The sequence below is a fragment of the Streptomyces sp. enrichment culture genome, assembly GCF_964272855.1.
GTDB lineage: Bacteria > Actinomycetota > Actinomycetes > Streptomycetales > Streptomycetaceae > Streptomyces.
Genome location: NZ_OZ186847.1, coordinates 3,467,935 through 3,490,287, shown reverse-complemented (window position 1 = coordinate 3,490,287; position 22,353 = coordinate 3,467,935). Strand labels below are relative to the sequence as shown.

Sequence of the window (22,353 nt, the reverse complement as noted above, 5' to 3'; positions counted from 1 at the left end):
GCGTCTTTTCCCCCGGAGGGGGTGCCTCCGGCTGGGGCATCATGGGCGCATGGGGACCGAGCGGACGGACGGCCGGGTCATCGCGGGGCGGTACCGGCTGGAGGCGTTGCTCGGACGCGGCGGCATGGGCGTCGTATGGCAGGCCACCGATCAACTGCTCCGGCGCCGGGTCGCGGTCAAGGAGATCGCCCAGGACGCCTCCCTCTCCCCGGAGGAGGCGCGGCGCCAGTGCGACCGCATCCTGCGTGAGGCCCGCGCGGTGGCCCGCTTGAGCCATCCGCACGTCATCGTGGTCCACGACGTCGTCGTCCACGAGGAGCGCCCGTACATCGTCATGGAGTTGATCGAGGGCGGTTCGCTCGCCGACCGGATCTCGGCATGCGGGCCCGTCGACGCGGACGAGGCCGCCCGGATCGGGGTCGACCTGCTCGGCGCGCTGCGCACCGCGCACACGGCCGGTGTGCTGCACCGCGACCTGAAGCCGGCCAACGTGCTCATCGAGTCCGGCACCGGCCGGGTCGTGCTCACCGACTTCGGTGTCGCCCAGGTGCCGGGCGCCACCACGCTCACCGAGTCCGGGTCCTTCGTCGGTTCGCCCGAGTACACCGCGCCGGAACGGATGTCCGGGGCCGGTACCGGGCCCGCCTCCGACCTGTGGTCGCTGGGCGTGCTGCTGTGCGCGGCGGTCGGCGGCCGCTCGCCCTTCCACCGGGACACCCTGGGCGGCATCCTGCACGCGGTGGTGGACGACGAGATCCGCCCGCCCGCGCAGGCGGCGCCGTTCCTGCCCGTCGTCCAGGGCCTGCTGGAGCGCGATCCGCAGCAGCGGCTGGACGCGGCCGAGGCCGAGCGGATGCTGCGGGCCTTCCGGGAGACGGGGCGGGTGCCGCCGCCCCGGACGGGACGCGCCCCGCGGGACAGGCTGATGACCGCGCTGCTGGTCGCCGCGATGGCCGCGGCGGGCGTGTCGGCGGCGGCGCTGCTGATGACCGGGGGCGGCGGTGACGGCGGCGGTACGCCGTCGAGTCCCACGCCGAGTGTGACGGTGACGGAGACGGTCACGTCGTCGGCTTCCTCCAGTTCCTACGACTCTCGTATGAACGGGAGATAAGCCGCGTCCTGGGTCACGGCTCTGTGACTGCGCACCCCCCGCGGTGGATGCCTGAGTGCCCGGCGCGATATGCATGACCGTATGAGCAACAACGGGGGAGCCCGCTACGGGGCTGACGAGCCGACGAGTTTCGGACTGCAACCACCGAATCCGAACCCGCCCACAGGCGTGCCGCATCCGGGCAACCCGTACGCGGCGCCGACCCAGGTCGTGCCGCAGCAGCACCCCGGGCACCAAGCGTCGCAGCCGCCGTCGCAGCCGCCGGCACAGTCGGCCTCGCAGCCGCCCGCGCAGCCGGCCGCCGCTCCCGACCCCGGTACCGGTCGGCTGATCGCCGGGCGCTACCGGCTGCTCGCCAAGCTAGGGCACGGCGGCATGGGCACGGTCTGGCGGGCCAAGGACGAGACGGTGGACCGCGAGGTCGCCGTCAAGGAGCCCCGGGTTCCGGACCATCTTCCCGAGCGGGAACGCGCCAACGCCTTCGAGCGGATGCGTCGCGAGGCGCGCGCCGCGGCCCGGCTGGACCACCCGGCGGTCGTCAACGTGCACGACGTGGCCGTGGTCGACGGCCGGCCGTGGATCGTGATGGAGCTGGTCCAGGGCCGCTCCCTCGGCGACGCCCTCCGCGAGGGCACGCTCGGCGCGCGCGACGCCGCCCGGATCGGCCTGGAGGTGCTGGGCGCGCTGGAGGCCGCGCACGCGGCCGGGATCCTGCACCGAGACGTCAAGCCGGACAACGTCCTGCTGGGCCGGCACGGCCGGGTCGTGCTCACCGACTTCGGCATCGCCCAGATCGAGGGCGAGACCAATCTGACCGACACCGGCGGCTTCGTCGGCTCGCCCGAGTACATCGCCCCGGAGCGGGTCCTGGGCCAGCGCCCCGGCCCGGCCGCCGACCTGTGGTCGCTGGGCGTCGTGCTGTACGCGGCGACCGAGGGCGTCTCGCCGTTCCGCCGCAGCAACACCCCGGCCACCCTCCAGTCCGTCCTCAACGCCACGCCCGCGCCGCCCGCCTCCGCACAGGGCCCGCTCGCCGAGGTCATCAACGGCCTGCTCCAGAAGGACCCGGCGCACCGGCCGGGCGCCGCGCAGGTGCGCGCCCTGCTGGAGGCCGCCGCGAACCCACCGGCGCCCCTGCCGCCCGCCCCGACGCACGTGGTGTCCGCCCCCGGCGACTCCGGCCCCCGGGACGGCATCCGGATCAGCCGCAAGACGCTGTTCGGGCTCGGCGCGACGGTGGTCGCGGCGGTCGTCGCGGCGGCGGTGACGGCGTATCTCGTCATCGCCGACCCGTTCGCCGGCCCGCTGCCGGAGCACTGGGACACGAAGGAGGAGAAGGCGCTCGGCGCCACGCTGGCGGTGCCGGAGGGCTACAAGCGCAGCGCGCCCGAGGAGGACGACGACAGCCACTGGGTGTCGTACACCGACCTGAGCGGCAGCATCTGGCTCGGCCTCACCCTCGACAAGAAGGCGGAGGACACGGGCGGCGAGATCGCGGGCTCGGCCGAGGCCGAGATGTACGAGGACGAGGCCGCCTACAAGGAGAGCGGCAACTACGACCTCGGCATGCCCGAGAACCCGAGGACCAAGCCCGACGACGGGGCCACGTACAAGGACCGGCCGGCCGCCGAGAACACCATCAACTACACCACCACCGACACCCAGAACCCCCGCCCCCGCGAGCTGCGGATCTTCTACTACAAGACCAAGGGCGGCGACATGTACAAGCTCACCGTCAGCTACCCGGGCGGGGGCGACTTCACGGAGCGCGGGCGCGAGGTGGCCGAGACGGCGATCGCCAACCTGGAGATCACCAAGCCCTGATGCACCGCATGAGCGACGGCGGTGAACAGCGGCGCGACGGGCGGGTGGTCGGTGGGCGCTACCGGCTGGTCGAGCGGATCGGCTCCGGCGGGATGGGCACCGTCTGGCGGGCCCACGACGAGACGGTGGGCCGCGAGGTCGCGGTCAAACAGCCTCGGCTGCCGGGTGACCCCGAGGACGAGGTCCACCGCCGGGCCGCCCGCCGCCTCTACCGGGAGGCCCGCGCCGCCGCCCGCGTCGACCACCCCTCCGCCGTCTCCGTCCACGACGTCGTGGAAGAGGACGGACTGCCGTGGATCGTCATGGAGCTGGTGCGCGGCGAGTCCCTGCACGAGGTGCTGCGGCGGGGGCCCCTGAAGCCCGCCGAGGCCGCCCGCGTGGGTCTCGCGGTCCTCGGCGCGCTGCGCGCCGCGCACGCCGTCGGGATCGTGCACCGTGACGTGAAGCCCGCCAACGTCCTGCTCGGCCCCCACGGCCGGGTGGTGCTCACCGACTTCGGCATCGCCCACGTCCAGGGCGAGGAATCCCTCACCGCGAGCGGCGAGTTCGTGGGCTCGCTGGAGTTCGTCGCGCCCGAGCGGATGTCCGGCCGGAGCGCGGGACCCGCCTCCGACCTGTGGTCCCTGGGCGTGCTGCTGTACGCCGCCGTGGAGGGCTGGTCCCCGTTCCGCCGTACGGCGGTGGAGTCGACGCTCGCCGCGATCCTGACCACGGACGCGCCCGACCCGGAACAGGCCGGCGCGCTCGGTCCGCTCCTGGTCCGGCTGCTGGAGAAGGATCCCGCCCGGCGACCGGCCGCGGAGGACATCACCGCGGTCCTCGAGGCGGCCGCGCGCGAGGCGGGGCCTGAGGAGTGGCCGACGCTGCCGGACGGCCCCGCACCGCAGGACGCCTCGGCGCTGGCGGAGTTCGGGGACGACGTCGGGACGGTACGGCTGGGGGCGCGGCGGGCAACGGCTGCGGTTCGGCTGGGGGCGCGGCAGGCCGGGACCGACGCGGACGCGGACACCGTGTCGGCCGACGGTGCCACGGCCGCCGAGCCGGAGGACGACGCGGCGCCCGCCCCCGTGCCCGTCGTACGACGCCCCTTCGCCCGCCGCGTCCTCGGCCCGGGCACCCCCGCCGGGCGGCGACCGCTCCACCGCCGCCCCGTCCCGCTCGCCGCCCTCGGCGCCCTCCTGGCAGGCACCGCCTGGCTCGGCGTCTCCGTCCTCACCGGCCTGGACGGCGGCGCGGTCGCGGACAACGCGAAGACCACCGGTGCCGGCCGGGCGGCCGACCGACCGGCCTCCCCGAAACCCAGCTCCGAGCCTGGTGGCGGCCCGGCCCTCGGCGGCTGGACCCCGCACCCCGAAAAGGACATGGGCGCCACCCTCGCCCTCCCTCCCGAGTACGAGGAGTTCGCCCGCCAGGGCAGTGCGAGCTTCCAGCCCCGCGTGGTCGAGTACGCGCACGCCACCGGTTCCGTCCAGGTCCGCCTCACCCAGTGGGACAGCGCCCCCGGGACCCTGATGAGTCAGGCGAAGCAGCACGCGGCGACGCTCGAGTTCTTCGGCGACGCCGAGACGCGTCACACCTCCACCCGCTTCCAGGCCTGGGACGCCGTGCGGTCCGACAGCACCTACGGCGAGGCGGGCGCCCGGCGCCGGGTCATCGAACTCTTCGTCCGCACCGACGACGACCGGCTCTACGAGCTGCGCGTCGAGATGCCCGAGGGCACGGCGGAGGAGAAGGAGGGCGTGGCGGTCTTCCAGGGCGCCCGCGACCGGCTGGATCTCACATCACCCTCATCAGCCGCACAACGCCCCTGATCAGCATGTTTGTTGCCAGTGATCACTGGCGGCATGTGTGCACTCCGTGAATCCCGATTACCGACGGGTACACAAAGCCCGCGCCGGGGCATACCCTGCGGCTCATGACCGACGCGCAGGCTCCTGAGAAGGCCGGTACCGGCACCAACCCCGTCGCCCCCGCCCCGGAGGGCGTCCGCACCGCCGCCGATGTGGTCACCCCCGAGCTGGTCGCCCAGCTCACCAAGGGCGTGGTCGGCTCCGGACGAACCGCCAACCACACGCCGTTCACCGGCGAGAAGCTGGCCGACCTGCCCGAGTCGACGCCCGAGGACGTGGAGAAGGCGTTCCAGGCGGCCCGCGCCGCGCAGCCGGTCTGGGAGCGCACGCCGGTCCGGGACCGCGCCGCCGTCCTGCTCCGCTTCCACGACCTGGTGCTGGAGCGCCAGGCCGAGGTGCTGGACCTGATCCAGCTGGAGACCGGCAAGGCCCGGCTGCACGCCCACGAGGAGGTGCAGGCCGTCGCGATCGCCGCCCGCCACTACGGCCGCAAGGCCGCCTCGTACCTGCGTCCCAAGCGGCACGCGGGCGCCATGCCGACCCTGACCAAGGTCGTCGAACTGCGCCACCCGCGCGGGGTGGTCGGTCAGATCGCCCCCTGGAACTACCCGCTGGAGCTCTCCGTCGGTGACGCGCTGCCGGCCTTCGTCGCGGGCAACGCGGTCGTGATGAAGCCGGACACCGAGACCTGCCTCACCGCCCTGTGGGCCCGCGACCTGCTCATCGAGGCCGGACTGCCCGCCGAGGTCTTCCAGGTCGTCCTCGGTGACGGCCCGGTCGTCGGCCCCGAGGTCGTCCGCCACGCCGACTACGTCTCCTTCACCGGCTCCACCCGCACCGGCCGCGAGGTCGCCCAGGGCGCCGCCGCCCGCCTCGTCGGCGTCTCCCTGGAACTCGGCGGCAAGAACGCCATGCTGGTCCTGGAGGACGCCGACATCGAGAAGGCGGCGGCCGGCGCGATCCGCGCCTGCTTCTCCTCCGCGGGCCAGCTGTGCATCTCCATCGAGCGGCTGTACGTCCACGAGTCGGTCGCCGACGCCTTCGCGGAGCGCTTCGCCGCCCGCACCAAGGCCATGCGGCTCGGCAAGTCCCTGGCGTACGGCGCCGAGATGGGCTCCCTGGTCGGCGAACGCCAGCTCGAAACCGTCAAGCGGCATGTCGAGGAGGCCGTCGCCAAGGGGGCGAAGGTGCTGGCCGGCGGGGTGGCCCGCCCGGACGTCGGCCCGTACTTCTACGAGCCGACCATCCTCGACGGCGTGACCGAGCCGATGGCGGTGTGCACCGAGGAGACCTTCGGCCCGGTCGTCTCCCTCTACCGCTTCAAGACCGAGGAGGAGGCGATCGCCCATGCCAACTCCACGCCGTACGGCCTGAACTCGTCGGTCTGGACGAGGGACGCGCGCCGCGGCCGCGCCGTCGCCGCCCGGCTGCGCACCGGCACCGTCAACATCAACGAGGGCTACGCCCCCGCGTACGGCAGCGTCCAGTCCCCGATGGGCGGCATGAAGGACTCCGGCCTGGGCCGCCGCCACGGCGCCGAGGGCATCCTCAAGTACACGGAGGCCCAGACCGTGGCCCACCAGCGCCTGCTGCCGATGGCGCCGTCGCTCGGCATGGACGACGAGAAGTACGCGGCGCTGATGAGCCGCAGCCTCCGGCTGATGAAGGCGTTCCGGTTCCGGTAGAGCCCAGCCCCACCCGGCCAGTTCTCAACGAGGAGAGCACGTGTACGACTACGACGTCATCGTCGTCGGATCGGGCTTCGGCGGCTCGGTCACCGCCCTGCGCCTGACGGAGAAGGGTTACAAGGTCGGCGTCCTGGAAGCCGGCCGCCGCTTCACCCGCGACACGCTGCCCAGGAACTCGTGGGACCTGAAGAACTACCTCTGGGCGCCGAAGCTCGGCATGTACGGCATCCAGCGCATCCACCTGCTCGGGAATGTCATGGTCCTGGCAGGAGCGGGGGTGGGCGGCGGGTCGCTGAACTACGCCAACACCCTCTACGTTCCGCCGAAGCCCTTCTTCGACGACCCCCAGTGGCGGCACATCACCGACTGGCAGGACGAGCTGAAGCCGTACTACGACCAGGCCCAGCGCATGCTCGGCGTACGGCTCAACCCGACGATGACCCCCTCCGACGTCCACCTGAAGGACGCCGCCCAGCGCATGGGCGTCGGAGACACCTTCCACATGGCGCCGGTCGGGGTGTTCTTCGGCGACGGCAAGGACGCCGACGGGAAGGTGAGGGCCAAGCCCGGCGAGGAGGTCGCCGACCCGTACTTCGGCGGCGCGGGCCCCGCCCGCAAGGCCTGCGCCGAGTGCGGCGAGTGCATGACCGGCTGCCGCCACGGCGCCAAGAACACCCTCAACGAGAACTACCTCCACCTCGCCGAGAAGGCGGGCGCGGTCGTCCACCCGATGACGACGGTCGTCTCCGTCACCGACGACTCCCGCGGCGGCTACGCCGTCGCCACCCTCCCGACCGACGACAGGAAGAAGGGCAAGGGCCGCGTCCTCACCGCCCGCCAGGTCGTCCTCGCGGCCGGCACCTACGGCACCCAGACCCTGCTGCACCGCATGAAGGCCGGCGGCCGGCTGCCGTACATATCCGACCGGCTCGGCATGCTCACCCGCACCAACTCCGAGGCCCTGGTCGGCGCCCAGACCACCGACCGGCGCTACCGCAAGGCCACCGGCGAGCGACGCGCCGACTTCACCCGCGGCGTCGCCATCACCTCCTCGATCCACCCGGACGACAGCACCCACATCGAACCGGTGCGCTACGGCAAGGGCTCCAACTCGATGGGCGGCCTGTCCATCCTCCAGGTCCCCTACGCCGAGGGTTCCTCCCGCGTCCTCGCCTGGCTCGGCAACGCCGCCCGCCACCCGGTGCTCGTCCTGCGCTCCCTCTCCAACCGCCGTTGGTCCGAGAAGACGATCATCGGCCTGGTGATGCAGTCGCTGGACAACTCCCTGACGACGTATCTGAAGCCGGCCGGCGTCGGCAAGGGCCTGCTCACCGCCCGCCAGGGCCACGGCGCCCCCAACCCCAAGCAGATCAAGGCCGCCGCCGAGGGCGCCTCGGCACTCGCTGCCTCCATCAACGGCTTCGCCGGGTCCAACGTCGGCGAGCTGATGGGCACCCCGCTCACCGCGCACTTCCTCGGCGGCTGCCCGATCGGCGACTCCCGCGAGACCGGCGTCATCGACCCGTACCACCGGCTCTACGGCCACCCCGGCATCTCGGTCGTCGACGGCGCGGCCGTCTCCGCGAACCTCGGCGTCAACCCGTCGCTGACCATCACCGCGCAGGCCGAGCGGGCGATGTCGTACTGGCCCAACAAGGGCGAGGCCGACCCGCGTCCGTCCCAGGGGGCGGCGTACGAACGCCTGCAGCCGGTCGAGCCGAAGCAGCCGGCCGTGCCCGCGGACGCGTTCGGCGCGCTGCGGCTGCCGTTCCTGGGGATGCCGGCGATGCCGCCGAAGAAGCAGGACGCCTGAGCGGGCGGCGGGCCCGCCCGGGCAACACGCTTGAACGCATGTAAAGAGGGACCTGTGCCCCCCTCCGAGCGCAGGTCCCTCTTCGTCTTTACGGCCGTGAGGCTTACGCCTCGGCCTTCTTCCGGCGCACCACGTACACCGCGCCCGCACCGGCGACGACGGCGAGACCGCCGACCAGGCCGATCATGGGCAGTGCCGAGCCGGCGCCGGTCTCGGCGAGGCTGCCGGTGGCCTCCACCTGGCTGACCTCGTCGAGGTCGGACATGCCGCCCTGCGGCTTCGGCTCGGCCTCGCCCGGGTCACCGGCGTCGGAGCCGGCTTCCAGGATGGCGAACTCGTAGATCCAGCCGTTCGGGTCGTCGGCGAGCCAGCAGCCCTCGTCGTCCGAGTACTGCGCGAAACCGCCGGTCAGGCCGATCGCCTCGGGCACGTCACCGCTGACGCTCAGGCGCATCGGGAACGAGACCGACTGGCCCGCGCCGAGCGAGAACGCCGGGAAGGTGCCCCCCTCGCCCGCGGCACCGGCGATGGTCTGCCAGCCGTTGGCCTTGTCGTAGACCTGGACGGTGATCTCGCCCGAGTAGTCCTGCTCGTCCCAGCCGATGGCGGCGACGCCGACCAGCGGCACGATGTCCTTGATCTCGTCGTCCCCGTTGTTGGAGACGTCGAAGGAGAACTCCTCCCAGCCGCTGCCCGCGACGATCGTGTCGGCCAGGCCGGACAGACCGCTGCTGAGGTCCTCGCTGAGGCCCATGGAGTCGCCGTCGGGGTCGGCGCAGAAGTCGGGCTCCGGGTCGGTGGACTCGCTCGCGGACGGCGAGGGCGAGGCCGACGTGGAGCCGGTCGGCTCGGGGGCCGACTCGCTGGCGGAGCCGGTCGGCGCCGGGGCGGACTCGCTGGCCGAGCCCGTCGGGGCCGGGGCGGACTCGGTGGCGGAGTTGGTCGGGTCAGGCGTGGTCTCGCCGGTCGACGTGGTCGGGGACGGCGTGGCGGACTCGGACACCGTCTCCGTCGCGGTCACGCTCGGAGACGCAGACGGCTCGTCGGACGCGAACGCGGCCGGTGCGGCGAGCAGGGCCAGCGGGGCTATCGCTGCCGTCGCGGCCGCTGCCGCCATGGCGCGGCGAAGCTTCATGAGGACCTCGAGATGTCCGGTGCTGCGTCACGCAGCACGCGTGGGGCGGAGGGCCCCGCGTGTGGGGCGCGGTTGGTGACCCTGGATTCAGGAGGTTTGATCCGCGAGTCGTGGGAATGGTTGTCCCTCGTTTCACAGAATTCTTATGTGGCTTGAGTCACATGTGATGTGGCTGTGGCGCGGGGGGGGGGCATGTGGGGCGCGGGGCGTGCTCTTGGGGTCGGCGCCCGGACATGAAGAAGGGCCCCGCGGGACGGAGCCGCGGGGCCCTTCTTTGGTCAGCACCGGCGTCAGGGCAGCGCCGGTGCCTGGGGAGCGGCGCCGGGGGGTTGCGCCGCTGGTCTCGATCCATGGCGGTTACTGACGGTATGGCACCGGGGTGCGCATGCGGGGCCTGTGGGATGCAAGACCCTTGTCCGCTCCGGGACTTGAGGGGGACGAGGGCTGCTCTCGGGCTTTCTCCGCATCGTGCTGGTTCGTCATGGTCTGCGCAACCTTCCGGCCCAGCTTCGGACGATTCCGCCGGCCGGCCCCGGGCGTCCCCGGAGCCGACCGTTCTCTTGGGTGACCGGGCTGCTGTCCCCTGCCGTCCGGTCACTTCCCTGGAGCGAGGTCCCACGACGCACAGCACGATCCGTACGCCTCATCGCTCCAGCGAGCCACGCGTGGTTCTTTCGGGCCCGCCCCTGGCTGGCACGGACACCGGGACCAACGAAGGGGTGCCGGTGCCGGTCACGCGCCGTACGGGTGAGAGGTGATGCGTACGTACGTACAAGGAACGTGGACTTCCCTGTCAGATCTTGCCGCGGCAGAGCTCCAGCAGCGTCATCGCGAGGGCGGTGCCGGGCTTGCCCAGCTCCCGCCGGAAGCGGTCCAGGATCTCCATCTCGCGGGAGAGGTTCACCCGGCGGCCGCCGGAGGTGATGCGGGCCTCCTGGATGACGGCCGAGACGGCCATCCGTTCCTGGATCAGCCCGATGATCCGGTCGTCGAGCGCGTCGATGCGCTCGCGGGCGCCGCTGATCACGTCGGCGGCCTCGGAGGTACGGGCACCGGTGACGTCGAGGGCGGTCATGTGGAGCTCCTTGGGGGAAGGGGTGCCCCGGAGCGGCAGGACCCGGAAACGACAGGCGCCCCGGGCCTTGTCGGCCCGGGGCGCCTGGGAAGTCGCTTGTCAGTTGCTCAAGCAGCACGACCATGGCAGCCGGCGGGCCGGATGCCATAGGTAAAGAGGAAGGTCGAGTGCGTGAGCATGGGGTCAGTATGCCGTGGCCCTCCGTGAGCGCCAACCCGGTTCGTATCCTGAGACGAGAGTCGTCCGCCGCCACCCCGGTAGAATCGGACACACAGCCCTTGTCAAGCCGCCGGAAGGCAACCCGTGTCACCAGCGACCCCCGCTGCCGCCGCCCCCGACACCGTTCTGGTCGTCGACTTCGGCGCGCAGTACGCACAGCTCATCGCCCGTCGAGTCCGCGAGGCCCGGGTCTACAGCGAGATCGTGCCGAGCACCATGCCGGTCGACGAGATGCTCGCCAAGAACCCGGCGGCGATCATCCTCTCCGGCGGCCCCTCGTCGGTGTACGAGGAGGGCGCCCCCCGGCTCGACCGCGCACTCTTCGAGGCCGGCGTCCCCGTCTTCGGCATGTGCTACGGCTTCCAGCTGATGGCGCAGACCCTCGGCGGCACCGTCGACAACACCGGCGCCCGCGAGTACGGCCGCACCGACCTGCACGTCTCCCGCTCGTCGTCCACCCTCTTCGAGGGCACCCCGGCCGAGCAGGACGTGTGGATGTCGCACGGCGACGCCTGCTCCGCCGCCCCCGAGGGCTTCTCCGTCACGGCGTCCACGGACGTCGTCCCGGTCGCCGCCTTCGAGAACGACGAGAAGAAGCTCTACGGCGTCCAGTACCACCCCGAGGTCATGCACTCCACGCACGGCCAGCAGGTCCTGGAGCACTTCCTGTACCGCGGCGCCGGCCTGGAGCCGAACTGGACGACCGGCAACGTCATCGAGGAGCAGGTCGAGGCGATCCGCGAGCTGGTCGGTGACAAACGGGCCATCTGCGGCCTGTCCGGCGGTGTGGACTCCGCCGTCGCCGCCGCCCTGGTCCAGAAGGCCATCGGCTCCCAGCTCACCTGCGTCTACGTCGACCACGGCCTGATGCGCAAGGGCGAGACCGAGCAGGTCGAGAAGGACTTCGTGGCCGCGACCGGCGTCCAGCTGAAGGTCGTCGACGCGGAGGAGCGGTTCCTGAAGGCGCTCGCCGGGGTCAGCGACCCCGAGGAGAAGCGCAAGATCATCGGCCGCGAGTTCATCCGCGTCTTCGAGCAGGCGCAGGCCGAGATCATCGCGGACGAGGGCCCGGCCGTCGAGTTCCTGGTCCAGGGCACCCTGTACCCCGACGTCGTCGAGTCCGGCGGCGGCACCGGCACCGCCAACATCAAGTCCCACCACAACGTGGGCGGTCTGCCGGAGGACCTCGAGTTCAAGCTGATCGAGCCGCTGCGCAAGCTGTTCAAGGACGAGGTCCGGATGGTCGGCCAGGAGCTGGGCCTGCCGGAGGAGATCGTCCAGCGCCAGCCGTTCCCGGGTCCCGGCCTCGGCATCCGGATCGTCGGCGAGGTCACCAAGGAGCGCCTGGACCTGCTCCGCGAGGCCGACGCCATCGCCCGCGAGGAGCTGACCGCGGCCGGCCTCGACCGGGACATCTGGCAGTGCCCGGTCGTCCTGCTCGCGGACGTCCGCAGCGTCGGCGTCCAGGGCGACGGCCGCACCTACGGCCACCCGATCGTGCTGCGCCCCGTCTCCTCCGAGGACGCCATGACCGCCGACTGGTCGCGGCTGCCCTACGACGTCCTCGCCCGGATCTCCACCCGGATCACCAACGAGGTCCGGGACGTCAACCGGGTCGTCCTCGACGTCACCTCCAAGCCGCCGGGGACGATCGAGTGGGAGTGACTCCCGCGTGCGCTTGACCCCTACGTGCGCTTGACCGTGCGCAGGGGAGCGCCGGGCTTCCAGACCTGGAGGACGAGGTACTCGTCGTCCTCCACGCAGGTCCGTGTGACCTCCGTCAGCTCGGTGCGGAAGAGGTGGAACGGCTCCGGCGGTTCCACCTCTTTCGTGTACGCGGCCTTCACCTCCGGATCGTCCACCTCGACCGCCCGCCCGCTGATCCGGACGTCCCCGCCGCCCATCCCGGTGCCCTCCCCGGGGTTCGCCTGGAGCGCGAACCGCGGGTCGCGGCGCAGGTCGAGCGCCTTCAGCGAGTCCGGCATCATGCCGAACCACAGCTCACCGCCGAGAAAGCGCACCTCCAGCCCGGTCGTCCGGGGCGAGCCGTCCTTGCGGAGCGTCGCGAGGACGTGATGGGTGAACGCGCCGAAGCGCGCCTCGACGGTCGCCGCCAGCTCCGGTTCCGCCGCGGAGAAGGCCGCCCAGTTCGATTCCGTGGTCTCTGCCATACGACGAGTGTGACGGCGAAACCCGACACCTTCTGTCCGATATCCGTCCGGTGCCGCAGGTGTCGGACGAGAGCTGTTCACTCGGGCTGACCGGGGGTAACTTCCGCCTCGTACCGCAACCCGGCAAACACCCAGCGCTGGAGGACGTATGCACGGGACGCCCCGGCCCACTCCGCCCCCGCCCCTGCCCACCGACCGGCTGCAGTTCGCGATGCCGCCCATGCACGAGAGCGTCGAGGACGAACGCCGGCACCGCAGGGAACGGCTGGCCGGCGCCCTGCGGATCTTCGGGCGGCTCGGCTTCGAGGACGGCGTCTCCGGGCACATCACCGCACGCGACCCGGAATTCACCGACTGCTTCTGGGTCAACCCCTTCGGCATGCCGTTCAAGCACGTCACCGTCAGCGACCTGGTGCTGGCCAACGCCGACGGACAGGTCGTCCAGGGCCGTTACCACGTCAACCAGGCCGCCTTCACCGTCCACGCCCAGGTCCACGCCGCCCGCCCGGACGTCGTCGCCGTCGCCCACTGCCACTCCGTGCACGGCCGCGCCCTGTCGGCCCTCGGCGACCTGCTGGACCCCATCACCCAGGAGAGCTGCGCCTTCTACGAGGACCACGGCCTCTACGACTCCTACACCGGCGTCAACGTCGACACCGAGGAAGGCCGCCGCATCGCCTCCGCGCTCGGCTCCCGCAAGGCGCTCGTCCTGCGCAACCACGGCCTGCTGACCGTCGGCGACTCCGTCGACGCGGCCGCGTGGTGGTTCCTGTCGATGGAGCGGTCCTGCCAGGTGCAGCTGACGGCGCAGGCGGCGGGCCGCCCGGTGCTCATCGACCACAAGGCGGCGGTGGCGACCCGCGAGCAGCTCGGCGGCGACCTCGTGGCCTGGATCAACTACCAGCCCCTGTGGCAGGACATCAGCCGCAGCGAACCCGACCTGCTGAGCTGACCCCCCTGCCCGTTCTCGGCCATATCGGGATTCTCCCAGCCGGGTCAACACGGCGACCGGAATTTCACTCGCCCTGACCAGACTTGTGACCCGTACACGGCGTGTCGTACGGCACAATTCGCTGTCGTCGTAGGGGAGTTGTACGGCGGCGTCGGACGGGCGTCGCGAGGCGGTGGCCGGGAAAGGCAGGCGTCGGGCGTGGCGGTGCAGGAGGCGAGGCAGAGCGCGGAGCCGGGAGCGTACGGAGGTCCCCACGGGGGCGGCTGTACCTGCGGGGGCTGCCCGCACGGGGCGCGCGAGGGACACCGGCGGGCCGTCGCCGCGTTCCTGCTCAGACGCGACGAGTTCGCGGCCGGACAGGGGTTGCCGGCGGCGGTGGTGCACTCGGCCTCGGCGTCCAGGCAGTGGATCTCGGACGAGCTGACCCAGTCCGCCCAGCTCGTCGCCGAACGCGGGCGCGCCGAGGGCGCGGCCTGGCTGGCCCGGCTGTGGCGGCGAACGACGATCACGGTGTGGGCGCTGGTCCTGCTGTTGCTGCTGGTGCAGTCGCTGACCGCGATCGGCGCCGGCTGGACGGCGGCCCGCACCGCCGGGCTGCTCGCCGCGCTGGTCGCGGCCGGGGCGCTGACGGCGGCGTCCTTCTTCCACCGGGCGCGCGGCGGAGCGCTGGCGCCGGTGATCGGTGAGGACAACCGGCTGTCCACCTCCCGGGCCGTGGCCGCGGCGTGGGTGCTGTTCGTCGCCTACGCGGTGCTCTTCCTGGCCGGCCGGCTCGCGGCCGCCTCGGATCACGAGGAGCGTGACGCGCTGATCGCCGGGCTCGAACTCGCCCGGGGCGCCGGAGCGGTGACCGTCCTCGCCGTGGTCTGCGCGATCGCCGTGCTGGTGCGGCGCGTGGTCGGGCTGCGGGTGCTCGGCCAGCGGCTGCAGAAGGTCCGCGCGGACCGGCCCCGGCCGGCCGACCTGCTCACCGACGACGCGGGCCGGGGCAGCTTCGCCGACCTGCAGTACGTCGTGATCAGCGCCGTCGCCCTGGTGTTCGGCGTGGTCCGGCTGGCCCGCCGCCCGGACCAGCTGCCCGACCTCCCGTGGGGGCTCGCGGTGGTCGTCCTGGTCTCCGCCGCGACCTACCTGGCCGGCAAGTACGCGGAGGGCGGCCGCCCGGTGATCCTCTCCGTCGTGCGCGCCCGGGAGGCGGGCGACCTGGACGCGCCGATCCGCACCGGCGAGGACATCGAGATCCGCGGCGCCGGTTTCGTCCCGCTCGGCGCGCAGGGTGCCGAGCGGCTGTCGCGGATGGCGGTACGGATCGGGGCCGTGCACGTCCATGTGCCGCTCGTACCGGTGGCCGGCGGCTTCAGCAACCCCACCGACACACTGCTCACCGTGCCCGTACCGGTCGACGTCGAACCCGGCCGGGTGACCGTCCAGGTGGTCACGGCGGCGGGCGTGGAGACGAACCCGTACGTGATCGAGGTGACGGACTAGACGGCGGGGCCGGATGTGATGAAGGAGGCCAAGGGGGCGAAGGGGACTGGACAGGATACGTCGGACGCGGGAGCGGAAGCGGGCCACATGCCTGAAAACCGACCGGAACATGAGTGAGAGAGTCCTCTTCTGCGTACGTATCGTCTGATGAGGAGTCACGGCACGGCGGGCGAGAGGCGGCTATCAGCGATGACTCAGGGTATTCGTCCCGACACCCACATCTCACGCTACGGTGGCGGCGGCACCCGGCGGGTGCGGGACACCGCCACCCACTACGCCCTGCTCCCCCTGCGCGTCTTCCTCGGCGTCACCTTCATCTACGCCGGCCTCGACAAGCTCACCGACAGCGCCTTCATGCAGAGCGCCGGATCCGGTTCGGTCGGCGACCTGATGCGCTCCGTCCGCGACTCCTCGGCCATCCCGGCCCTGGTCGACCTCGCCCTGAAGAATCCCGTCGGCTTCGGCTACGCCATCGCCCTCGGCGAACTCGCCGTCGGCATCGGCACCCTCCTCGGGCTTTTCGCCCGCCTCGCCGCGCTCGGCGGCGCGCTGATCTCCCTCTCCCTGTGGCTGACCGTGAGCTGGGCGTCCGACCCGTACTACTACGGCAACGACCTCGCCTACCTCATGGCGTGGACACCCCTCGTCCTCGCCGGCGCGCCGTACCTGTCCGTGGACGCGGCCCTGCGGACACGGCGACGCCTGTGGGCGGACGGGGACCGGTAGCGGGCGCATCCGCGATCGACGGCGTACCCCCGCTTCCGTCCGGTGGGGGCGTCGTCGTCAGCCCCGTGCCTCCGGTCGGGCCTCGCCGGGGCGGGACCGGGCCGTGCCCCGGCGGCGTATCGCTCTGCCGAGTATGCCCGTCGCGCCGGCCAGGAAGAGACCGCCCACGACCAGGGGGATCACCACGAACCACGGTGTCTCCCAAGCGCCGCCCGCGTCCCCGGCGTACGTGACACCCGCAATGGCGAGGAAGATCCCCGCGACGAGCCTCCCCGGCTGGAACTCATGACGCAGCACGGCTCACCTCCACCTGTCCCACTCCGACCCGGAGGTCGAGAGCGATCGTGCCGGTGCCCTTGGCGCCCGCCTTCGGCGGGATCGTCACCTGCTTGTACTTGCCCGGCGCCACGTCGACGTCCTGGGTCTTGTCACCCGGCAACTGGATGTCGCCCACTCCCACGTCGATGTCCGCCTTCAGCGTCACGTCCGGCGGCAGGATCACCCGCAGCTTCCCCACGCCCACCTCGGCCTCCGCTGCCAGCGTCTGCCCCTCGGCCGGGTCCAGCCGGGACAGGTCCAGGGTGCCGACGCCGGTCCCCACGTGGTACTTGTCCCGCACGTCCGCCACCGCGGCCGGTTGCCACGTCGTCCGTATCCAGTCCGTGCCGATGTCCTTGGGCAGCGCCGCCGAACCGGCGAGCAGCGCGGCCGTGACCACCGCCATGAACACCGAACCCGCCCCGGTCCGGCCCAGGAACGCGCTGAGCGCGATGCCGAGACCGAAGACGGCGAGCGCACAGGACAGACCGGTCTGCAGGCTGGTGCCGAGCGGATGCTCGTCCCACGTCAGGCCGGTGCCCAGGCCACCCGCGACGAGCGCGAGGAGGAAGACCCAGCCGCCGATCCAGCGGGGACCGCGCGGCTTCGGCGCCGGCCCGCGGGTGCGGCCGGTGTCGCGGCCGTGCGGGTAGTCGTCGAGGTCGAGGCCCACGGTCGCCGCGATGTCCTGCTCCCGGGAGTCCCGAGGACCCCACAGATAGCCCGTGCCGCCGACATGGGTGCCGTCCTTGACGATGGGGTCGCGCCACCACGAGTACGCGGCGAGCACCGGCGGGGCCTGCGCCTCCGGCGGGGCGTCGGCGGCGGCCTGCGCCGCCAGCGGATCGGGGTCGGGCGCACCGCGCCGCTGCGACCAGTAACCGGCGCCCGCGAGAAGCAGGGAGAGCACGACGGCGAAGGTCAGCACGCCGCCGTTGTTCAGCATCGACAGGAAGACGCCGCAGCCGACCAGCGCGAACAGCACCGCCGCAAGGGCGTGGCCGTCGACGCGGCCGGTCAGCAGTTTGCGGACCTCGTTCTCCTCCTCGTCGTCGTACGGGACGAAGAGCCAGGCGAAGCCGTAGAAGATGAGGCCGATGCCGCCGGTGGCCGCCAGCACCGCCAGCGTGATCCGGAAGATCACCGGATCCATGTCGCACTGCCGTCCCAGCCCGGAACAGACACCGGCGATCATCTTGTGCCGCCGGTCCCGCCGGAAGCTCAGCGGCCCGTCGCCGGCCTGCGCCTCCGCCGGCGCGTCGGCCGTGCCCGGCTGTCCGTCCTTGCCCAGCCCCGCCGACGCGTCCCCTTGATCGCGCGCGCCCGCCCGCCCCTGCGTGCCCGCGCGCTCGTGCGCGCGCGATTCTGCAGCGGCGGAGGCCGTGGTCGCCGGGTCGGACGCGGAGCCCGTGTCGGGCCCGGTGTCCGCGGCGTGCTGGTGATCAGTCATGTGTCCATGGTGACCGCTGAGCCGCGCCGGCGGCAGTCGGAACGACCCTGGCCCGACCCTGATATCGCCCCTGACACGGTGCGAGGGCTCCGGGCGCCGGGACGTTCGCTCGGAGATCAGGGGAGTTTCGGGGGGCGACCCTGATGCCCGAGGCCGCCCGGCGTGTGACCATCGATGGCATGCCGGAAGCCGCGCCCACAGCAGCGCCACTCGTCGAACCGCGGCCGCCGCGCAAGCTCTACCGCAGCAGTGACGGACGCTGGCTCGGTGGCGTGGCGCGGGGGCTCGCCGGACATCTCGGGCTGCCCGTGATCTGGGTGCGGCTGGTCTTCGTCGGCCTGTTCATGGCCAACGGCCTCGGCGCGCTGCTGTATGCCGCGTTCTGGTTCTTCGTGCCGCTCGGCGTCGGAGGCGTCGACGCGGAGAAGCCGCCGTCCTTCGTCACCACCGAGACCTCGCCCGACGGCCGCCGCAGACGCGTCACACGCAAACCCGACCGGGGCCAGATCGTCGCGCTGCTGCTCATGGTCGTCGTGGCCATGGTCTTCGTCAGCAGCGTGAACCTGGGCAGCGGAGCCAAGGCCTATCTGCTGCCCGCCGTCCTCGTCGGCGCCGGTGTCGCCCTCGTCTGGCGCCAGGCGGACAACGCCCGCCGGGCCCGCTGGGTCGAGGTCGGGCGGCGTCGGCGCACGCTCACCCTGCTGCGCGCCGGGGCCGGCGTCCTGCTGGTGACGGCCGGCGTCTCCGGCATCTTCGTCCTGCAGGGCTCCGCCGCTCACCTCGGCTCGGTGCTGCAGGCGGCCCTCGCGGTCCTCGTGGGCATCACGCTGCTCGCCGGTCCGTATCTGGTGCGCATGACGCAGGACCTCTCCGAGGAACGCCTGATGCGCATCCGCGCCCAGGAGCGTGCCGAAGTCGCCGCCCACGTGCACGACTCGGTGCTGCACACCCTGACGCTGATCCAGCGCAACGCGGAGAACGCGAGCGAGGTGCGCCGCCTCGCCCGTGCCCAGGAGCGCGACCTGCGGACCTGGCTCTACAAACCGGAGGGCACCGGCAAGGACGAGGCGGACGAACCCGCCACGCTCGCCGACGCGGTGCGACGCAACGCGGCGGAGGTCGAGGACAAGCACGGCGTGCCCATAGAGGTCGTCGTCGTCGGTGACTGCCCGCTCGACGAGGGCACCGGCGCACAGATGCAGGCCGCGCGTGAGGCGATGGTGAACGCCGCCAAGTACGGTGGCGAAGGCGGCGCCGTCCAGGTCTACGCCGAAGTCGAGGGCAGGACGGTCTTCGTGTCCGTCCGTGACCGCGGCCCCGGCTTCGACCTCGACTCGATACCCGCCGACCGCATGGGCGTTAGAGAATCAATCATCGGCCGCATGGAGCGCAACGGCGGCACGGCCCGGCTGCGGGCGGTGCCCGGTGGCGGCACGGAGGTCGAGCTGGAGATGGAGAGGGCGGAGAAGACGTCATGAGCGACCCGACCGAGGCGAACGGGACGGCGGGAGCGGCGGAACCGGCCGAGCCCGCGGAGTCGGCCGGCCAGAGCACCGGTGAGCGTCGGGTGCGTGTCGTCCTGGTCGACGACCACCGGATGTTCCGTACGGGCGTCCAGGCCGAGATCGGCCAGACCGAGCAGACCGGTGTCGAGGTCGTCGGCGAGGCGGCGGACGTCGACCAGGCGGTCACGGTCATCACCGCGACCCGCCCCGAGGTCGTCCTGCTCGACGTGCATCTGCCCGGTGGCGGCGGCGTCGAAGTGCTGCGTCGCTGCGCTGCGTTGACGGGGGACACCGAGCGGCCGGTCCGCTTCCTCGCCCTGTCCGTCTCGGACGCGGCGGAGGACGTGATCGGGGTGATCCGGGGCGGCGCGCGGGGTTACGTCACCAAGACGATCACGGGCTCGGACCTCGTCGACTCGATCTTCCGGGTCCAGGAAGGGGACGCGGTCTTCTCTCCGCGTCTCGCCGGGTTCGTCCTCGACGCGTTCGCCTCCACCGACGCGCCGCCGGTCGACGAGGACCTCGACCGCCTCACCCAGCGCGAGCGCGAGGTGCTGCGGCTCATCGCCCGGGGGTACGCGTACAAGGAGATCGCCAAGCAGCTGTTCATCTCCGTGAAGACGGTCGAGTCGCATGTCTCCGCCGTCCTCAGGAAGCTTCAGCTCTCCAACCGGCACGAGCTGACGAGATGGGCGACGGCGCGGCGGCTGGTGTGACGGCCGCCGGGGCGGCGCCTATCGCCGGAGCCGGAGCCGGAGCCGGAGCCGGAGCCGGTGCGGGGACCGGAGCCGCTCAGCGGTGCCCCGGCTGCGGCGCCGGCACGGCTCGCAGAGCCCACCGGTAGTGCCGTACGGCCTTCGTCACGCCGATCAGCCCCGTCACCCAGAGGATCAGGCCGATGCCCATGCCCAGGGCGGCGTCGTAGTAGGCCGACCGGCCGGGTTCGGCCTCCGCCGCGGCCGCGAAGGAGGCCCACAGGCCGATCGCGCAGATCAGCATGGAGGAGAGCAGCCAGAAGAGACTGAGGCCGGGGGAGCGCAGGCGGGCGTCGGTCGGCGGGTGGGTGTCCAAGGCCAGCCAGGCGTCGATGAGTTCCTGTATCCGCCGGTCACGGCGGATGGCGAGGGCGACCGCGATGACGGACGGGGCGAGTGAGGCGAGGCCGAGGAACGCGAAGACCGGGCCGAGGATGAGGCCGAGAGGGTCCTTCTCCTCGATCTGCTGGAGCGGCAGTACCAGCAGCGACCAGCCGATGATCGCCGCGACTGCCAGCAGCCACAGCAGCAGGACCCGGTGCACCCCGAGGCTGCGCCGCCGCAGGTCCTCCAGCGCTCTCCCCCGGTCGGCCAGCAGCGCCGCCCGGTCCGGCCAGGTCCGGATGTGGGGCGGCGGCGGAGGCGGAGGCAACGGGGAGCGGGGCATCGGGACCTTCCGGCGGACGGGGACTGCGTGGACGTGGGAAGCGGCGCACACCGCCTCGGCGCCCGACGCTACCGTGCCGCCGTGCTCATGCCATGCCCGTGTCGATCCCGTGTGGCGTGTTCACACGACGCGCGTGGCGCCCGCGAACGGCATCTCGTCGATCGGTGCCACCCGTACGGGAGCCGAGGGGTTGGGGGCGTGGACCATCTGCCCGTTGCCGACGTAGATGCCGACGTGGCTGATGCCGGAGTAGAAGAACACCAGGTCACCGGGGAGGAGTTCGGAGCGGGTGACACGGCGGCCGGCGCCGATCTGGGCGTAGGTCGTGCGGGGCAGGCTGACGCCGGCGGAGCGGTAGGCGGCCTGGACCAGTCCCGAGCAGTCGAAGGCGTCGGGGCCGGTGGCGCCCCAGACGTAGGGGCTGCCGAGCTTGGAGTAGGCGTAGGAGACAGCCGACGCCGCACGGGAGCCGGGTGCCGTGACCGCCCCGCCCGGGGCCGTCAGGCCGTCCCGGGCCGCCGTCGCGTCCCGTGAGGCGCGGTCGGTGCCGGTGCCGTCCTGCGCGAACCGTGCCCGCTCCTCGGCCGTGAGCCGGGACAGGAGCCGGCGGGCGGCGTCCAGCTTGCCAGTGACCGTCTTCTTGTGCCGCTCCAGTTCCGCCTGACGCGAGGCCAGCGAGGCCACCTCGACGCGGGCGGCACCGCGCAACTGCTCCAGTTCCCGTAGTTGTTCGCGGACGCTGGAGACGGTGGTGGTCTGCCGGTGCTCGGCCCGTTCGGCGAGCGAGGCGCCGTCGAGGTACCGGTCGGGGTCGTCGGAGAGCGCCAGTTGCAGTGCGGGGGAGAGGGCGCCGCGGCGGTACTGTGCCGCGGCGATGGAACCGAGGCTGTCCCGTTCCGCGTTGAGCCGTTCCGCCCTGCGGGCCGCCTGGTCCTGCAGGCTGGACAGCCGCCGACGGGCCGCCTCCGCCTTCTCCTTGACGCCGTTGTACTTCTCGGTGGCCACCTCGGCCTCCTGGTACAGCTTCTCCACCTTGGCCTTGACCTGCGCCGGCGTCAGCTCCGGCTCGGCGTGCCCGGTCCCGTCGAAGGCCGTCGCGGTGGCCGCGCCCGCCAGCGCGATGGTCGCCGCCGTACGGGCCCTGTGGCCGCCGGCCAGGCGCTTCCGGGGCTTGCGGTGCGCTGCCACGTGGACTGCACGTCCTTTCCATGACCGGGGATCCGCGCGGTCCGGCGGTGGTCCCGCACACGGGAGCGGGACCGCCGCCGGGCCTTCTCGGCGGAGACGTCCGGCTGCCGCCCCTGGCCCGGGCGGCGGTGGGGAGCCGGACGCCTGGTGGAGGACGCTAGGCCCGGCTGTATCGGGACGGTAACGGGATGTGCGGAAGTGACGGGAGCGGGCCGCCGGACGACCGGATGCGACCGCGATCTCGTCGCGAAAGCGTCGATGGCACGTGGGGACCTGACCGAAGTGACGATTCTGTGAGCCGCGTGAGGGGCGGGATGCTATGCGCCGCATATATCCACTCGTCCACTCGTGACAGCCGCGTATCCACCGGTGCCGGCCTCCCGTGCCCGGGTGCCTTCGGGCGTCCCGGCGCCGGGGC

Annotated in this window: 18 protein-coding genes; 11 read left to right on the top strand and 7 right to left on the bottom strand. The window is 72.4% G+C overall.

The genetic code is table 11. From position 1 onward, the window contains the following. Nucleotides 1–49 precede the first annotated feature (49 nt). The 5 genes from ACSU6L_RS14770 (at nucleotide 50) to ACSU6L_RS14750 (ending at nucleotide 8,286) form a co-directional block, all read left to right on the top strand. Complete coding sequence (locus ACSU6L_RS14770) at nucleotides 50–1,111, top strand: serine/threonine-protein kinase (protein ID WP_437057096.1); 1,062 nt, start codon at nucleotides 50–52, stop codon at nucleotides 1,109–1,111. A gap of 81 nt (nucleotides 1,112–1,192) precedes the next feature. Beyond that, nucleotides 1,193–2,935, top strand: coding sequence for a serine/threonine-protein kinase (locus ACSU6L_RS14765; RefSeq protein WP_437057094.1), 1,743 nt, complete (start codon nucleotides 1,193–1,195; stop codon nucleotides 2,933–2,935). Between the two features lie 8 nt (nucleotides 2,936–2,943). Further along, the gene (locus tag ACSU6L_RS14760) at nucleotides 2,944–4,746 is read left to right on the top strand and encodes a protein kinase domain-containing protein (RefSeq protein WP_437064900.1); all 1,803 of its coding nucleotides are present in this window, start codon (nucleotides 2,944–2,946) and stop codon (nucleotides 4,744–4,746) included. A 104-nt stretch (nucleotides 4,747–4,850) separates the two neighbouring features. Further along, nucleotides 4,851–6,470 carry a succinic semialdehyde dehydrogenase gene (locus ACSU6L_RS14755; protein WP_437057092.1) on the top strand — a complete coding sequence of 540 codons (1,620 nt, stop codon included), beginning with the start codon at nucleotides 4,851–4,853 and terminating at the stop codon, nucleotides 6,468–6,470. A 40-nt stretch (nucleotides 6,471–6,510) separates the two neighbouring features. Continuing rightward, a complete protein-coding gene (locus tag ACSU6L_RS14750) occupies nucleotides 6,511–8,286 on the top strand; it encodes a GMC family oxidoreductase N-terminal domain-containing protein (RefSeq protein WP_437057090.1) in 1,776 nt (591 codons plus the stop codon). A gap of 103 nt (nucleotides 8,287–8,389) precedes the next feature. On the opposite strand, the gene ACSU6L_RS14745 is transcribed toward ACSU6L_RS14750, so the two are convergent. After that, the gene (locus ACSU6L_RS14745) at nucleotides 8,390–9,421 is read right to left on the bottom strand and encodes an LPXTG cell wall anchor domain-containing protein (protein ID WP_437057088.1); all 1,032 of its coding nucleotides are present in this window, start codon (nucleotides 9,419–9,421) and stop codon (nucleotides 8,390–8,392) included. Between the two features lie 793 nt (nucleotides 9,422–10,214). Further along, nucleotides 10,215–10,535, bottom strand: a complete 321-nt coding sequence (locus ACSU6L_RS14740) for a chorismate mutase (RefSeq protein ID WP_437064898.1) — start codon at nucleotides 10,533–10,535, stop codon at nucleotides 10,215–10,217. A 264-nt stretch (nucleotides 10,536–10,799) separates the two neighbouring features. Here ACSU6L_RS14740 and guaA point away from each other — a divergent pair, with 264 nt between their 5' ends. Beyond that, nucleotides 10,800–12,380 carry a glutamine-hydrolyzing GMP synthase gene (gene guaA / locus ACSU6L_RS14735; RefSeq protein ID WP_437057086.1) on the top strand — a complete coding sequence of 527 codons (1,581 nt, stop codon included), beginning with the start codon at nucleotides 10,800–10,802 and terminating at the stop codon, nucleotides 12,378–12,380. A 20-nt stretch (nucleotides 12,381–12,400) separates the two neighbouring features. On the opposite strand, the gene ACSU6L_RS14730 is transcribed toward guaA, so the two are convergent. Next, complete coding sequence (locus ACSU6L_RS14730) at nucleotides 12,401–12,886, bottom strand: pyridoxamine 5'-phosphate oxidase family protein (protein WP_437057084.1); 486 nt, start codon at nucleotides 12,884–12,886, stop codon at nucleotides 12,401–12,403. A gap of 148 nt (nucleotides 12,887–13,034) precedes the next feature. Between ACSU6L_RS14730 and ACSU6L_RS14725 the strand changes: the two genes are divergently transcribed. The 3 genes from ACSU6L_RS14725 to ACSU6L_RS14715 all read left to right on the top strand — a co-directional run bounded on the left by ACSU6L_RS14725 (nucleotide 13,035) and on the right by ACSU6L_RS14715 (nucleotide 16,052). Further along, entirely contained in the window at nucleotides 13,035–13,838 is an 804-nt protein-coding gene (locus ACSU6L_RS14725) for a class II aldolase/adducin family protein (RefSeq protein ID WP_437057082.1), read from the top strand. Between the two features lie 198 nt (nucleotides 13,839–14,036). Then, the gene (locus ACSU6L_RS14720) at nucleotides 14,037–15,326 is read left to right on the top strand and encodes a hypothetical protein (protein ID WP_437057080.1); all 1,290 of its coding nucleotides are present in this window, start codon (nucleotides 14,037–14,039) and stop codon (nucleotides 15,324–15,326) included. A 189-nt stretch (nucleotides 15,327–15,515) separates the two neighbouring features. After that, a complete protein-coding gene (locus ACSU6L_RS14715; protein WP_437057079.1) occupies nucleotides 15,516–16,052 on the top strand; it encodes a DoxX family protein in 537 nt (178 codons plus the stop codon). Nucleotides 16,053–16,109: 57 nt separating this feature from the next. Here ACSU6L_RS14715 and ACSU6L_RS14710 read toward each other — a convergent pair whose 3' ends face one another. Both ACSU6L_RS14710 and ACSU6L_RS14705 read right to left on the bottom strand, forming a co-directional pair. Then, nucleotides 16,110–16,349, bottom strand: a complete 240-nt coding sequence (locus ACSU6L_RS14710) for a hypothetical protein (protein ID WP_437057077.1) — start codon at nucleotides 16,347–16,349, stop codon at nucleotides 16,110–16,112. Continuing rightward, complete coding sequence (locus ACSU6L_RS14705; protein ID WP_437057075.1) at nucleotides 16,336–17,820, bottom strand: PspC domain-containing protein; 1,485 nt, start codon at nucleotides 17,818–17,820, stop codon at nucleotides 16,336–16,338. Before ACSU6L_RS14705 ends, ACSU6L_RS14710 begins: the two co-directional genes overlap by 14 nt. Before the next feature lie 143 nt (nucleotides 17,821–17,963). Between ACSU6L_RS14705 and ACSU6L_RS14700 the strand changes: the two genes are divergently transcribed. Both ACSU6L_RS14700 and ACSU6L_RS14695 read left to right on the top strand, forming a co-directional pair. Then, nucleotides 17,964–19,298: an ATP-binding protein gene (locus ACSU6L_RS14700; RefSeq protein ID WP_437057073.1), complete on the top strand. Its 1,335-nt coding sequence runs from the start codon at nucleotides 17,964–17,966 to the stop codon at nucleotides 19,296–19,298. Next, nucleotides 19,295–20,041 (top strand): LuxR C-terminal-related transcriptional regulator, encoded by a 747-nt coding sequence (locus ACSU6L_RS14695; RefSeq protein WP_437057071.1) that lies wholly within the window; start codon nucleotides 19,295–19,297, stop codon nucleotides 20,039–20,041. The genes ACSU6L_RS14700 and ACSU6L_RS14695 overlap by 4 nt, the downstream gene beginning before the upstream one ends. Nucleotides 20,042–20,117: 76 nt before the next feature. On the opposite strand, the gene ACSU6L_RS14690 is transcribed toward ACSU6L_RS14695, so the two are convergent. Continuing rightward, a complete protein-coding gene (locus ACSU6L_RS14690) occupies nucleotides 20,118–20,747 on the bottom strand; it encodes a hypothetical protein (RefSeq protein WP_437057069.1) in 630 nt (209 codons plus the stop codon). A gap of 120 nt (nucleotides 20,748–20,867) precedes the next feature. Continuing rightward, entirely contained in the window at nucleotides 20,868–21,935 is a 1,068-nt protein-coding gene (locus ACSU6L_RS14685; protein WP_437057067.1) for an NlpC/P60 family protein, read from the bottom strand. Between the last annotated feature and the right edge of the window lie 418 nt (nucleotides 21,936–22,353).